This window comes from Joostella sp. (genome assembly GCF_048266025.1).
Classification (GTDB): Bacteria; Bacteroidota; Bacteroidia; order Flavobacteriales; family Flavobacteriaceae; genus Galbibacter; species Galbibacter atrarenae.
The window spans coordinates 306,653-321,243 of sequence record NZ_JBLXAF010000002.1 but is presented as its reverse complement, the minus strand read 5'-3'; the positions used below and the strand labels follow the sequence as shown (position 1 = coordinate 321,243).

General features: G+C 33.2%; 10 protein-coding genes. 2 read left to right on the top strand and 8 right to left on the bottom strand.

The window, feature by feature from the left end; genetic code table 11:
• Nucleotides 1-4: 4 nt before the first annotated feature.
• On the bottom strand, nt 5-3,214 hold the full coding sequence (locus tag ACN0TY_RS07185; RefSeq protein WP_417443939.1) for a SusC/RagA family TonB-linked outer membrane protein: 3,210 nt from the start codon (nt 3,212-3,214) through the stop codon (nt 5-7).
• 350 nt (nt 3,215-3,564) lie between these two features.
• Between ACN0TY_RS07185 and ACN0TY_RS07180 the strand changes: the two genes are divergently transcribed.
• Nucleotides 3,565-4,461, top strand: a complete 897-nt coding sequence (locus tag ACN0TY_RS07180) for a DUF72 domain-containing protein (protein ID WP_236958167.1) — start codon at nt 3,565-3,567, stop codon at nt 4,459-4,461.
• 8 nt (nt 4,462-4,469) lie between these two features.
• Here the strand turns inward: ACN0TY_RS07180 and ACN0TY_RS07175 are convergent, their stop codons facing one another.
• The 4 genes from ACN0TY_RS07175 to ACN0TY_RS07160 all read right to left on the bottom strand — a co-directional run bounded on the left by ACN0TY_RS07175 (nt 4,470) and on the right by ACN0TY_RS07160 (nt 9,726).
• Nucleotides 4,470-5,768, bottom strand: coding sequence for a mechanosensitive ion channel family protein (locus ACN0TY_RS07175; protein WP_236958168.1), 1,299 nt, complete (start codon nt 5,766-5,768; stop codon nt 4,470-4,472).
• A 56-nt stretch (nt 5,769-5,824) separates the two neighbouring features.
• Nucleotides 5,825-8,074: a penicillin-binding protein 1A gene (locus ACN0TY_RS07170; RefSeq protein WP_417443938.1), complete on the bottom strand. Its 2,250-nt coding sequence runs from the start codon at nt 8,072-8,074 to the stop codon at nt 5,825-5,827.
• Nucleotides 8,075-8,218: 144 nt separating this feature from the next.
• Nucleotides 8,219-9,082 carry a sigma-70 family RNA polymerase sigma factor gene (locus ACN0TY_RS07165; protein WP_236958170.1) on the bottom strand — a complete coding sequence of 288 codons (864 nt, stop codon included), beginning with the start codon at nt 9,080-9,082 and terminating at the stop codon, nt 8,219-8,221.
• Nucleotides 9,083-9,297: 215 nt separating this feature from the next.
• Nucleotides 9,298-9,726 (bottom strand): FKBP-type peptidyl-prolyl cis-trans isomerase, encoded by a 429-nt coding sequence (locus tag ACN0TY_RS07160; RefSeq protein WP_236958171.1) that lies wholly within the window; start codon nt 9,724-9,726, stop codon nt 9,298-9,300.
• A 261-nt stretch (nt 9,727-9,987) separates the two neighbouring features.
• On the opposite strand from ACN0TY_RS07160, the gene ACN0TY_RS07155 reads away from it, so the two are divergent.
• Complete coding sequence (locus ACN0TY_RS07155) at nt 9,988-11,493, top strand: DEAD/DEAH box helicase (protein ID WP_236958172.1); 1,506 nt, start codon at nt 9,988-9,990, stop codon at nt 11,491-11,493.
• A 140-nt stretch (nt 11,494-11,633) separates the two neighbouring features.
• Here the strand turns inward: ACN0TY_RS07155 and ACN0TY_RS07150 are convergent, their stop codons facing one another.
• Genes ACN0TY_RS07150 through ACN0TY_RS07140 form a run of 3 tightly spaced genes read right to left on the bottom strand, consistent with a single transcriptional unit; the run spans nt 11,634 to nt 14,564 of the window.
• Nucleotides 11,634-12,371 carry a type 1 glutamine amidotransferase domain-containing protein gene (locus tag ACN0TY_RS07150; protein WP_417444008.1) on the bottom strand — a complete coding sequence of 246 codons (738 nt, stop codon included), beginning with the start codon at nt 12,369-12,371 and terminating at the stop codon, nt 11,634-11,636.
• Between the two features lie 3 nt (nt 12,372-12,374).
• Nucleotides 12,375-13,535, bottom strand: a complete 1,161-nt coding sequence (locus ACN0TY_RS07145; protein ID WP_417443937.1) for an iron-containing alcohol dehydrogenase — start codon at nt 13,533-13,535, stop codon at nt 12,375-12,377.
• A 30-nt stretch (nt 13,536-13,565) separates the two neighbouring features.
• Nucleotides 13,566-14,564, bottom strand: coding sequence for an NADP-dependent oxidoreductase (locus ACN0TY_RS07140; RefSeq protein ID WP_417443936.1), 999 nt, complete (start codon nt 14,562-14,564; stop codon nt 13,566-13,568).
• Between the last annotated feature and the right edge of the window lie 27 nt (nt 14,565-14,591).

Here is a 14,591-nt window from a genome sequence, read left to right as displayed (position 1 = left end):
ATGATTAAAATATTACGTTAAGACCTAATAAAAGTTGTCTTTGATTAGGGTAAGCCCCTTCATCAATACCAAAATTCACCGTACCTCCAGAAATCTCAGGATCCAATCCAGAATAATTTGTAATGGTAAAGGCATTTACAACTTGCGTGTATAACCTTAGTTTAGTGATATTCATTTTCTCTAACAGCGAAGAAGGTAATGTATATCCTAATTGGATTTGACGTGCTCTTAAATAAGAACCATCTTCAACAAAGTATGAATTAGGAACACCAGCTGTACTAAATGAACCTGTAGTTTCCTGAATAGGAGCAGATGCATTTGTATTTTGCGGCGTCCAAGAGTCGTATAAAGCTGTTTTACTTTTAGCTCCTTGGAAAGAACTGTTGAAGTCTGTCCACCAACGTACATTGTTCCATATATCATTTCCGTGTGACCCATATAAAAACATACTAAAATCTAAGTTTTTATAGATAAGTTCGATGTTAATACCGTATGTAAAATCTGGATTTGGATTTCCGATAAATGTACGGTCATCTTTGTTCACAATATTATCACCATTAATATCAGCATATCTAAATCTACCAACCGCAACATCGTTTTGGTAATTTGTATCTGGATTTCCAGTAGCAGCTACTGCAGCTGCATTAGCTTGATCTATTTCGTCTTGTGTATCCCAGAAACCTTCAATTTGGTATCCAAAAAATTGACTTACAGAATGTCCTACTTGGTTTCTTATAAGGTTGTTCCCAGGAAAACGCCGACTTTCTCTGTCAAAATAGTTTTGACCATCAGATACTTTTGTGATTTCGTTATCATAAGTAGTGAGTGTAAAAGAAGTATTTAATCTAAGTTCATTACCGATTTTAAAATAGGTAGATAAATCTAAATCAAAACCACTATTTGTCATTTCAGCAACATTTGCAAAAGGAACCGTTGCGGAACCAACTGTACCTGGTAAATCAGGATTGTATAAAAGGTCTTCGATATCTTTTCTATAATAGTCAGCAGTAAGTTGAACAGTATTATTGAATAAAGTTAAATCGATACCGATATTTGAATTGATATTTTTCTCCCATCCAGCGTTTGGATTACCAATTCTAGATTGTTGGAATCCTTCAGCAATAGAACCATTACTTCCTGAGATAGGGTAGTAAGAAGTCCTATTATCCCCACCAAAAGTAGTAAATGCATTCTCTGGAGCAACGTTAAGTTGATTCCCCATAATACCGTAACCTCCTCTAATTTTGAAATCATTTAACCAGTTACTTTCTGGGAAGAAATTTTCATTTGTAACATTCCATCCAGCACTCACTGCAGGGAACCATCCGTATTGGTCGTTTAAGAATCTAGAAGATCCATCACGACGAATCGTCCCACTTATTAAATAGCGGTCATCAAAATTATAATCTACTCTACTAAAGAAAGAAGATAAGGCATCTGCATATTTAAAACTATAGTTAGTTTGTGTGCCAGAACCTGTATCTAATGTTACGTAATCTGGATCGAAAGAGAAATAATCTAGTGTTGTACCACCAACTTCTCTTCCTTTATTCTGATAGGCCTCTGTACCTACTAAAACAGTTAGATTGTGTTTGTCATTGAAACTGTTTTGATACTTAACAGTGTTTGTCCATGTCCAGTTGAAATTTGTTGCTGCAGCTTCTGTGTATGAGTTCGTTGGATTATTCTCAGCATTTTCGTATTCAGGAAACTGAAAAGAATTAAAGCTATTAGAATAATACTGTCCTCCAAAACTAGTTCTAAAAGTAAAATGCTTTAGAAAGTCTATTTCAGCAAAGATATTTCCAAAAACTCTAGAAGAGACACCTCTATTATTTCTTATTCTATCTTGAATTGCAACAGGGTTTCTAGCATTACCTAATTCTTGTCCAAAAGAACCTGCATAATTACCCATAATATCATAAACAGGGATAATTGGTTGTTGTCTAAAGGCCATACCGATAGCACTGTCTTCTGTTAATGCACTAATTTGTGGATTATCACGAATGGTAAAACTCATGTTTTCTCCAATTCTTACATTTTCTCCTAAATTATACGTTGCGTTGGCACGAATCGTATATCTTTTTAGATATGTATTTTCTAAAGTACCTTCTTGATCAAAATAGTTTAAAGAGAATAAGTAGCTTCCTTTATCGGTACCATTACTAACAGATAGGTTATGACTGGTAATACTAGCTGGGCTAAATATTTCTTGGAACCAATTTGTACCTTCTTTATTAGCTTCTACGATACGATAAAAATTACCTAAATCATCAGAATTTGTATAATTAGGATTTACATTGTAAAGCGATTCATCTACACTATTAACACCTTCAGGAGCAATATAGTTTGGTAATACAGGATTTGCACCGTTTCCGTATTGAGCGCTAGAAGGAGCTTTTCCTGGATTTGTGTTACGCTGCGCTTGGAAATTTAACTCAGCCATTTCTTGTGGGTTAAGAATATTCCAAGGGTTTCCTTTTTGCACCAATTGCATTCCGTAATAGGTGTCGTAAGTAACCTTCATTTTTCCCTTACCTTTTTTAGTAGTAATAATAATTACACCATTAGCGGCACGAGAGCCATAAATAGAAGCAGAAGCAGCATCTTTTAGTACTTGCATTGTTTCTACATCATTTGGGTTTAAATCACCAATACCATCAGTAGGAATTCCATCTACAACATATAGAGGTGTATTATTACCAAAAGTATTTGCACCACGAATTTTTACTTGAGGAGCTTCCCCTGGTTGTCCACCACCAGTAATGGTAACCCCAGAAACTCTACCTTGAAGCTGACTTGTAACTTCGGCAGTGGGTTGTTGTACTAGTTCATCTGTTTTAACAACAGAAATAGCACCTGTTAAATCTTGTTTACGTTGCGTACCGTAACCAACCACCACAATTTCATCAAGTGCAGTAACATCTTGAGAAAGTGTAGCATTAATAGTTGTTTGTCCATCTACAGAAATTTCTTTATTCTGAAACCCTATATAGGAAAAGGTAAGTGTAGCATCACTACTTACAGTAATAGAATAGTTTCCATCAAAGTCTGTAGTGGTACCATTGGTACTTCCTTTTTCGATGACGTTAGCTCCAGGAATTGGTGTTCCTGTTTCTGCATCGATAACAGTACCTGTAACTTGTTGTTGATCTTCTGATTTTTCATCAATCAGGTTCCCTTTGTTAGCATAAATACTTACACTGAAGAGCATGAGTATTAAAGGGAAAAATAGCTTTTTGAAAGTTGTCAAATAGTTTTTCACACATTTAATTTTGGTTAAACAATAGTTAGTTTTATTATGTTAATTAAATCATAATATGGATAAATGTAGCTAAAAAATATTCATTTTGTAAAAATTTTATGTGATATTTTAAAGATTTGACATTATTGTATAGTGGTAATTATGAAAATCATAATAGAGAATTTTCGTACGTATATTTTCTGCTAAGTATTAATGAAATATTAATAGAAAATTAATGAAACACTATTTGATAAATTTTAAAGATGATTGTATTGATCGCTATTAGTATCTTTAATGATTTTATAATAAATAATTAGTTTATGAAGTTTGGTAAAGTAGAAAATCCTGAAAATGTAGATTTTAGTCTAAAAGAAGATCATCCTAAGACGGCGATAACGTTATCCAAAAACCGCATAAATAATACTGCTGTAAATGTGCATGTTGGATGTGCAAAATGGAATAAGCAAGATCTTAAGAATTTTTATCCTCGCGGAACAAAAGATGAGCTTATTTATTATGCAACACAGTTTAATTCTATTGAAATGAACTCTACATTTTATAGGAATTTCCCAATAGCACAATTTGAGAAGTGGCATGATAAAGTCCCGGCTGACTTTAAGTTTTTCCCTAAAGTGAATCAGATGGTGAGTCACATGAAAAGATTGATTGATTTTGAGAGGTATTTACCTGAATATTTGGATGGTGTTGTTCATTTTAAAGAAAAGTTAGGAACGATATTTTTGCAAATGCATAATAACTTTGGACCAAAGAATTTTGATAGAGTAGTGTCGTTTATTGAATATTGGCCAAAAGAGCTGCCATTAGCGGTTGAGTTTAGACATACAGATTGGTTTAATGATGAAGTAGTTGCAAATGAATTGTATAGCTTATTAGAGGAAAACAATGTAGCAAATGTATTGGTTGATACTGCGGGAAGAAGAGATTTAATGCATATGAGATTAACAAATAATGAAGCATTTATTAGATATGTTGGAGCCAATCATCCAAGTGATTATGACCGATTGGATAGTTGGGTACAAAGATTAAAGAAATGGCAATCGGAGGGATTGTCTAATATTAACTTTTTTGTACATCAGAACTTAGAAGAGGCATCTCCTTTATTATCAGCATATTTTATCAAAAAGCTTAATAAAGAGTTGGGCACAGAATTAATTATTCCAAAAACAAAAGACGATGCGCTGCCAACTCTATTCTAAGTTTAGAATTACTTATTTACTTTGTTATCAAATCCTGTAAACCTATTAATATCAGAACCAGAAGGAGCTTCAAAAATCTCTAAGTCGAAATGCGGAACTGCTGCTATGATGTGCTCAAAAATATCTGCCATTATGCGCTCATAGTTTTCCCATCTTTTATCACTAGAAAAGACATATATCTCAATAGGAATTCCTTGCGGAGTAGGAGCTAGATGACGTGCCATCATAAGCATATCTTTATTAGTAGCAGAGTGATTCTGCAAGTATAAATCGCAGTACTTTCTAAAGATTCCAAGATTGGTTTGATTTCTTCCGTTAACGATATTTTGTTCTTTATCGTAACCTTGATCTTTATTGAACTTATTGATATCCTTTTGACGATGGTCTATATATTGTTTTATAGCTTGAATACTGTTATATTTTTCAAGGTCTTCAGAAGTAAGAAATTTAACGCTAGAAGCCTTTAAGAAGATAGCTCTTTTTATACGTCTACCGCCACTTTCTTGCATACCTCTCCAGTTTTTAAAGGAGTCGGATATAAGCGCATAAGTTGGAATTGTGGTAATAGTATAATCAAAATTCCTAACTTTTACAGTAGCAAGGTTTATTTCGACAACATCACCATCTGCATCATATTTTTCCATTGTTATCCAGTCTCCAATACGAACCATGTCGTTAGCTGAAGTTTGGATACTCGCTACAAAACCTAATATAGTATCTCGAAATATTAATAGTAAAATAGCAGAAGCGGCTCCTAATGTAGTTAAGAATTTTGCTATTGAAAGTCCTGTTAATTCAGAAAAAATAAAGAGTAAACCAAAGAACCAAATAAAAATAATGACTACTTGTGCATAGCTATCCAAGGGTTTGTCATAAAAACGATCTGTAGTCCTAAGATAATTCTTTGTAGTTCTCACAATACTTCGCAATATAAAAACTACTAATAATATTAAGTATATATCTGTAGCTTTAGTAAAGAAAACTAGCAGCCCATGATAGTCTGTAAACACATAGGGAATTACATTCTTAATAAATATAAAGGGAGCTATGTGTGCGATGTATTTAGGGAAGTTACTTTTTACCAAGAAATCATCAAAAGTAGTTTTACTTTTATTGGTAAATGCTAAAAAGAATTTTACCACAAAAGTTCTAATGATAATATCAAGTAAATAAACTATAGCTGTAACGACTAAAATATTTGCGATCAGATTTAGCTTTTGGGCGGTACCAATAGCATAATCATGGTCTATTAACCAGTCGTGGATATAGCAACTTAAGCGAGATATTAATTCTTGATTTTCTTCCATAGGAGATTTATATACGATACAAAGTTACTTTAAAAAATAGAGAGTAAATTTAATTATTAGTTAGTTTTAAACTTTTTACTTTTCTTTTTATTCGGATTAGAGAATAATCGCTTAAAAAAGCCATCTCGCTTTTCTGGATTACAGTCTAAACTTTCTAAAATTTCTTTTGAAGGAGTATCGAATTTAGCTTGTGTAATGGGACTTAATTTACTGTTGTTATTCATTTTTTGCATCCATCTACCAAAAATAGGAAGTGCGGCATTTGCACCTTGTCCCATTGCCGTTGTTTTAAATCCAATTTGATGATTATCTAAACCGACCCAAGTTACACTCACCAAATTTGGAGTGATACCAACAAACCAAGCATCTTTATTATTTTGTGTAGTTCCTGTTTTTCCAGCAATATCATTTTTTAATCCATAGCTATTTCGGAGTCTAGTGGCAGTACCGCTATTTATTGTAGACTTCATCATTTCTAGCATTACTTCTCTAGTTGTATCCGAGAATGCTTTCTCATTTTTATCCTCCCGTTTATTTTCCATCAGAATATTTCCTTTATCATCTTCAATTTTATTGATGAAAAATGGATTCGTAGGAACGCTATTATTAACGTATGTTGTGTAAGCTTTTGCCATTTCCATAAGGGTTACTTCTGCTGTTCCAAGTGCTAAAGAAGGAACCTCTGGAAGGGTAGTGGTAACTCCCATTTTCTGGGCTTGTAATATGGTATTTTTAATACCAGCTTTCTCCAATACTTTTACGGCAATGGTATTTATAGAATTACTCAAAGCATGCTGCATAGAATAATTCATATATTCCTCATCTTCATCATTACCAGCATTTTTTGGTTCCCACCCTTTCATATTTTCGTATGCTACAGGTTCGACGGAAAAATAGGTGCAAGGAGAAATACCATTTTCTAGGGCGGTAGTATATACAATAGGTTTAAATGTTGATCCAACCTGTCTCTTACTTTGTATTACATGGTCATATTTAAAAAACTCATAATCAATCCCTCCAATCCATGATTTTAGTGCTCCATTTTTTGGATTAATAGCTACAAAACCACAATTAAGAAATTTTAAATAATGTTGAATACTATCTATTGTACTGAGATTTTCTTTTGAAATTCCTTCCCAATTAAATACAGAGACCTCTTTCTTTTTCTGAAGGGAGTCTATAATTTGGTCATCTTCTAAACCTTTAGCTTTAAGTTTTTTGTAAGCGATGTTTTTTTCAATTTCAGGTTTAAGAATAGCCTCATCAATTAACCAAGGAGCATTTTCACCATAACTATCTTCAAATTGATTTTGAAGTTTACTTAAATGCTCTTTTACAGACTCTTCAGCTAATTGCTGCATGTCATAGTTTATGGTAGTATGAATTTTAAGTCCGTCGGTATAAAAATTTATGGCTGTATCCTTTTTTTCATTATAATCTTTAAGCCAATCTTTTAAGTAAAGACGTACTTGCTCTCTAAAATAAGGAGCAATCCCTTCATTGTAGCTATATTCTTGAATAGATAGTTTTAAAGAATCTTTAATAAGTGTATCATAAGCTTCTTCGTTTATATATTCATAATTTTTCATCTGGCTCAATACAACATCTCTACGGAGTTTACTGCGCTCTGGAAATAACTTCGGATTGTAATAATAAGTAGCCTTTAAGGACCCAATTAGGGTAGCTGCTTCTGGAGTTGTTAAATTCGCAGTAGATTTATTAAAGAAATGTTTTGAAGCACTTTCAATTCCATACGTATTATCGCTAAAAGGCACAGTATTTAAATAATGCAATAGAATCTCATCTTTAGAATAGACATCTTCTAGTCTTTTTGCGATTATAGATTCTCGAAGTTTATGAACTATAATTCCTAAAGAACCAAGGTTTTTTCGGGGATATAAATTTTTTGCGAGTTGCTGTGTAATTGTACTTCCGCCACCAGAAGATTTATCTTGAAGCAATATAGATTTAAAGAATACACGTAGTAAACTTCTATTATCCACACCACTGTGCTCATAAAAACGAGCATCTTCTGTAGCTACTAACGCATTAATTAAGTTTTTTGGAATACTATCAAAAGGAATGGGTTGTCTGTCGTTTATATATATCTTTCCGAGTAATTGTCCGTCATCGGCTAGAATCTCTGTAGCTTGATCAAGTTTTAGATCCGATAATTCTTCTTCAGAAGGCATATGTCCCCAGGCGCCAAGGTATACACTAATTACAAAAATTATGAAAAGAGCAATTATACTTCCAAAAGCAATTAATAGTTGCTTCTTATATTTTTTAAGGTAGGTTTTTATCATAATAACAAACAAACAAAAATATTAGTCAAAGTATGGTTAAAGGACTATTAAATCTGAATAGCCAAAATCATACAATCGTACTATTTATACGAAAAAAAATCCCGCTTGGATGAAGCGGGATTTAATTATTATATAGATTAGGTATTATCCTAAATACATTTTTAAGATTTTACTTCTTGAATTATGTCTTAATCTTCTAATTCCTTTTTCTCGAATTTGTCTTACACGTTCTCTTGTTAAGTCGAAAACATCACCAATTTCTTCAAGTGTCATTGGTTGTTGGTCTCCAATTCCGTAGTTTAAGCGAATCACATCAGCTTCACGAGTGGTAAGCGTTTCTAAAGCTCTATTTATCTCAATATTAAGTGAGTCATGAAGAAGTTGTAAATCTGGTGTCGGAGATTCTCCAGAGCGAACAACATCATATAAATTTGATGTTTCTCCTTCTTTAAGTGGAGCATCCATAGAAAGATGTCTCCCAGAATTACGCATAGATTGCTTAACATCTTTAACCGTCATTTCAAGCTCTTTTGCAATTTCTTCTGCAGAAGGAGCTCTTTCATGTTCTTGTTCTAAGAAAGAATATGCTTTATTAATTTTATTTATAGAGCCAATCTTATTAAGTGGCAACCTTACAATTCGAGACTGTTCTGCAAGCGCTTGAAGTATAGATTGACGAATCCACCATACGGCATAAGATATAAACTTGAAACCACGGGTTTCATCAAATCTTTTAGCAGCTTTTACAAGTCCTAAATTTCCTTCATTAATAAGGTCAGGAAGTTTAAGTCCTTGATTTTGGTACTGTTTTGCTACTGAAACAACAAAACGCAGATTTGCCTTAGTCAACTTTTCCAAAGCAATTTGATCACCTTCTCTAATCCGTTGTGCCAATTCTACCTCTTCATCGGCTGTAATCATATCAATTTTACTAATATCCTGAAGATACTTATCTAATGATTTAGATTCACGGTTGGTTACCTGCTTTATTATTTTAAGTTGTCTCATATATTTTCTCTATATTTTTGATGCGAACTCCATTAGTAACACTTTTTTTTTACAAAAGCAAATTATATCGTGTCTTAATTCGTTTTACGTCAGTATTTTGGCTTAATTTTAAGAATTTAGTGGTTTTGAAGGTGATTTTTGCGATTTTATTCTAAAAAAAAGTGCCTGAGAATTATTTCATCTCAGGCACCATAAATATTTTAGAAACTATAAAATTACTTAATTTCTAGTACTTCTATTTCAAATGTAAGGTCTTTTCCTGCCAATGGGTGGTTTGCATCAACAACGATAGAATCGTCTTTTACATCTGCAACAACTAATTGGATTTCTCTACCATCTGGAGTACGAGAAACAAGTCCCATACCTTTTTGTGGTTCGATATCTTCTGGAAGCTCCTTTTTAGGAATCTCTTGAAGTAATTCTTCTCTAACTTCACCGTATGCTTCAGAAGATGGAATATTGATAGTCTTTTTTTCGTTAACCGCCATATTTAAAATTCCATTTTCAAACCCAGGGATTAATTGTCCTTCACCAAGAGTAAACTCTAAAGGCTCTCTCTCTAATGAACTATCGAAAACTTGACCGTCTTCTAATTTTCCTGTGTAATGAACTTTAACTGTGTCGTTTTCCTTTACTTGACTCATATAAAAATTTTAATTGCGTTTGTATTATGTTACAAACCTTAGTTTTTACTTAAGCAGCGAAACTACAGTAAAATTCTGGAAGCGCAATAGTAATTATGTTAAGGATTGTTTAAAAGGTTTATAATCAGAAGTTTTAATATGAAACGTGTATAAATAAGAAGTTTCTTTGTTAATCTTGTGTTTATCCTGGCCTAAAATTTCAATTTAACCATAAAACTAGCTAAATTTGCACGTTTAACCATTTACCATAATTATAAAAGCATGCTAGCGATTGAAGAAGTAGAAAAAAAGGAGCTTTACGATTATCAAAAAGGGGCTATAGACAAGATTTTTGATCGTATAGAGAATAAACCTAATAATTATCATCTATTATATCAACTACCAACTGGTGGGGGAAAGACGGTTATTTTTTCTGAAATAGTAAGAAGATATATTCAGGAATATAAGAAAAAGGTTGTTGTTCTTACGCACAGAATTGAGTTAAGCAAGCAGACCTCAAAGATGTTACGTGGCTTTAATGTTAAGAACAAGGTTATTAATAGCAAGGTAAAGGAGCTCCCAGATCAAGGAGAATATATGTGCTTTGTTGCTATGGTAGAAACTCTTAAAAACAGGCTTAATGATAATAAGCTGGAAATAGAGGACGTAGGACTTGTTATTATTGATGAAGCACATTATAACTCTTTTAGAAAATTACTTTCTTATTTTAAGAATAGTTTTATTCTTGGGGTTACCGCAACGCCATTAAGTTCGAATATTAAACTTCCTATGAAGGATAATTATAACGAACTTATAATTGGAGAAGCTATAAAAACATTAATAAACAAAGGGTTTTTGGCGAATGCTGAAACTTTCTCTTATGATGTAGGTTTAGGAACATTAAAAGTTGGTATTAACGGAGATTATACCGTTAAATCTTCTGAAGCTTTGTACTCAAATTTAGAGATGCAAGAGAAACTTTTATATGCCTATGAGCAAAAATCTAAAGGAAAGAAAACCCTTATCTTTAATAACGGGATTAATACATCTTGGTATGTTTATGAAATGTTTAGAGAAGCGGGTTATCCTGTTAGGCATTTAGATAATACACATAGTAATAAGGACAGAAAAGAGATTTTAAAGTGGTTTAAAAATACTCCAGATGCTATTTTAAGCTCGGTAAGTATATTAACTACAGGTTTTGATGAACCTTCTGTAGAAACAATAGTTCTAAACAGAGCAACACGTTCTCTAACCTTATATTTCCAAATGATTGGGCGTGGATCCCGAGTTTTAGATGGGAAAAATAAGTTTACAGTATTAGATCTTGGTAATAACGTAGCTCGTTTTGGACTATGGAGTGAACCAGTAGATTGGCAACATATCTTTAAATATCCAGATTTTTATCTTGAAAATATTAAGGATGATGAGGAGATAGAAAGTAATTTTGTTTACGAGATGCCTTCAGAACTCCGTAAGAAATTTGCTAAAACTGAAGATGTGACTTTCAATATTGAAGATTTCTATGATGAAACAATAAAGAAAGGAATGCGCTCAAAAACAATTTTAGAGAAATCTTTAAAGCAACATACGGAAATGTGTGTCGATAATAGTGAAGATGCTTACGATGCTAGAATGCTAGCCATGGAATTAAAAGATGATATTGATAGTAGAATAAAGCGTTATTCACATTGTATAAGTAAAAGTACTAAGAACTATCGCGATTGGTTGGCTGAAGATTATTTCAGAAAACTACGTATGAATATTGTAAAAGAATATCAGTCGTAAATAAAAGCGTTGTGGAAATGTAATATTCACAATGTTTAAGCTAAGATTGAGACTTTAAGTAATATGCTTATTACATAGTATAAGCACAAAAAAAATAGGCTGCCAGAAAAGGCAGCCTATTTTTTTGTTATAAATCTATATTATTTCAAACTAGCTAATAATTTTTCAGCTACTAGCTCAGAAGAGGCTGGATTCTGACCAGTAATAAGATTTCCGTCCTGAAGTGCATACGCAGCCCAATCGTCTTTTTTAGAATAGATTCCGCCATTTTTAGCTAGCATATCTTCAACTAAAAACGGAACTACATCTGTTAATTGTACCGCTTTTTCTTCTGTATTAGTAAAGCCTGTTACTTTTTTACCTTTAACTAACGGATTTCCATCTTCTCCTTTTACATTTTTTAATGCACCAGGCGCATGGCAAACAAATGCTATCGGTTTGTTTTGAGAATTAAATTTTTCGATCAATTCAATAGAAGTAGCGTCGTTAGCTAAATCCCATAGCGGACCGTGACCACCAGGGTAAAATACGGCGTCAAAATCGTCTGGATTCATTGTAGCTAATACTTCTGTATTTGCAATTCTATTTTGGGCTTCTTCATCTTTATCAAAACGTTTTGTAGCCTCCGTAGCCGCATCTGGAGAGTCACTACTTGGATCTATTGGCGCAGCACCTCCTTTTGGCGTAGCTATTGTAATATCTACTCCTTTATCAAGTAATGTATAATATGGATTGGCAAATTCTTCTACCCAAAATCCTGTTTTCTTTCCTGTGTCTCCTAATTTATCGTGAGATGTTAATACAAATAATACTTTCATTTTTTTCTTTTTATAGTTTTTCTCTTCTGAAATTCTTTCAGAAATAATAGCATTGAAAATGAATTAGTAGGCCATTTTCACAATCTTTTCAACCTTATCAGGAGTAAGCGATTGATGCTCTCCTAATCCTAACCAACCGCGATCTGTAAAGCGTTTTGCAATCTCCTCTGCGGTGCCCTCATAATCTTTAGTGTAATCAGACAGTTTTGTTTGGATCCCCAATTGATGGAAAAAAGCTTCTGTCTTTTCGATGGCAGCATAAGCTTTATCATCTGTATTACCTTCTGTTATATTCCAAACACGCTCGGCATACTGCGCTAATTTTTCCTTTTTAGCTTCAAAATTATATTTATAATGACTAGGGGTAATTACTGCCAAAGTACGTGCATGATCAATACCAAATAATGCTGTTAATTCATGACCCATTGCATGCACGGCCCAATCGGTAGGAACTCCTTTTTGAATCAGCCCATTTAATGCCATCGTGCAGCTCCACATAAAGTTGGAGGTTGCTTTATAATCTGTAGGATCTTCTAATACTTTTGGAGCGACTTCCAATAAAGTCTGTAAGATGCTTTCTGCAAAACGATCTTGGAGTAAGGCTCCAATAGGATACGTCATGTATTGCTCTAAAACATGCGTAAAAGCATCTGTTAAACCATTTGCTAACTGACGTTTAGGAATAGAAGCAATTACTTGGGGATCTAGTATTGAAAACTCTGGAAATAATCCAGGACCACCCATAGCAAGCTTTTCTTTAGTTTCTTCTCTAGTAATTACTGCTCCAGAATTCATCTCAGAACCTGTTGCTGGAAGCGTCAAGACTGTACCGAAAGGCATTCCTTTTTCTGTTCTAATTTTATTGGATAAAATGTCCCATGGCGTATCTCCATTATACAATGCAGCGGCAGATAAAAATTTTGTTCCATCAATAACAGAACCACCACCAACAGCTAGTAAATAAGTAATGTTTTCATCCTTAATAATTTTAAGGGCTTTCATTAGAATGCTGTATTCTGGATTTGCAGGGATTCCTCCAAATTCTATTACCTCAAGATTAGATAATGCCTTTTTTACTTGCTCATAGATTCCATTTTTCTTAATACTTCCGCCGCCATAAAGCATTAATACTTTTGCATCTTCTGGAATCTCTGTATTTAATTTTTCTATAGTGTCCTTTCCAAAAATTATTTTGGTAGGGTTTTTAAATTCAAAATTATTCATTTGTTATTTTTTTTATGCTGATTAATATTATTAAATCTTAACTATCATTTTCCCTTTGTTTTTACCGTCAAATAAATCGATAAAAGCATTTGGAATATTATCAAAACCATCAACAATGGTCTCGCTATAAGTTAGTTTTTCTTCAGATAACCAACCAGATAAGTGTTTCATAGCTTCTGGGAATTTATCAGAATAATTAGAAACAATAAATCCTTGCATCAACGCGCTGTTTTTTACTAAGAAAGGTTGTACACTAACGCTTTTAGGTAATTCAGTTTCATTGTAAACAGAAATAGCACCACAAATAACGATTCTAGCGAATTTATTGATATTGAATAATACAGCATCAGAAATTGGTCCACCCACATTATCAAAATAGATGTCTACACCATTTGGAGCAGCTTCAGCAATAGCGCCTTTAATGTCTTTAGTAGTATTATAATTTATACCAGCATCAAATCCGAATTTGGATTTTAGCATTTCAATTTTTTCATCAGTTCCGGCAACTCCAATAACACGAAGTCCTAATATTTTTCCTATCTGACCAACAACACTTCCAACAGCACCAGCAGCACCAGAAACTACAAGTGTTTCTCCAGCCTTAGGTTTACCGATTTCATTAAGTCCTAAATAAGCAGTCATTCCTGTCATTCCAAGAATACCCAAATAAGCACTTAAAGGAGCTTTATTTCCATCTACTTTTAAAAGTCCTTCACCATTAGAAACTTGTTTTGTTTTCCAATCCAACATTCCTGAAACAAAATCTCCTTCTTTAAACTTACTGTTCTTAGAGGCTATTACTTTAGCAATTACACCCGACTGAATAGGTTTATTAAGCTCAAAAGGAGGGACATAAGATTTAGCATCACTCATTCTCCCTCTAAGGTATGGATCTACAGAAACATATGTGGTTTCTAGAAGTAACTCGCCATCGCCAATTTTAAGATCCTTATCTTCAGTTACAAATTCAAAATCTGAAGTTGTAGGTCTTCCTTTTGGTCTATTTTTTAATAATATTGTCTTAGTCATAACTCTATTTTTTATTTTAATTATTAT

Coding starts and splice junctions, on each gene's coding strand:
- ACN0TY_RS07185 (WP_417443939.1), bottom strand. CDS start 3,214: ATGCTCTTCAGTGTAAGTATTTATGCTAACAAAGGGAACCTGATTGAT.
- ACN0TY_RS07180 (WP_236958167.1), top strand. CDS start 3,565: ATGAAGTTTGGTAAAGTAGAAAATCCTGAAAATGTAGATTTTAGTCTA.
- ACN0TY_RS07175 (WP_236958168.1), bottom strand. CDS start 5,768: ATGGAAGAAAATCAAGAATTAATATCTCGCTTAAGTTGCTATATCCAC.
- ACN0TY_RS07170 (WP_417443938.1), bottom strand. CDS start 8,074: ATGATAAAAACCTACCTTAAAAAATATAAGAAGCAACTATTAATTGCT.
- ACN0TY_RS07165 (WP_236958170.1), bottom strand. CDS start 9,082: ATGAGACAACTTAAAATAATAAAGCAGGTAACCAACCGTGAATCTAAA.
- ACN0TY_RS07160 (WP_236958171.1), bottom strand. CDS start 9,726: ATGAGTCAAGTAAAGGAAAACGACACAGTTAAAGTTCATTACACAGGA.
- ACN0TY_RS07155 (WP_236958172.1), top strand. CDS start 9,988: ATGCTAGCGATTGAAGAAGTAGAAAAAAAGGAGCTTTACGATTATCAA.
- ACN0TY_RS07145 (WP_417443937.1), bottom strand. CDS start 13,535: ATGAATAATTTTGAATTTAAAAACCCTACCAAAATAATTTTTGGAAAG.
- ACN0TY_RS07140 (WP_417443936.1), bottom strand. CDS start 14,564: ATGACTAAGACAATATTATTAAAAAATAGACCAAAAGGAAGACCTACA.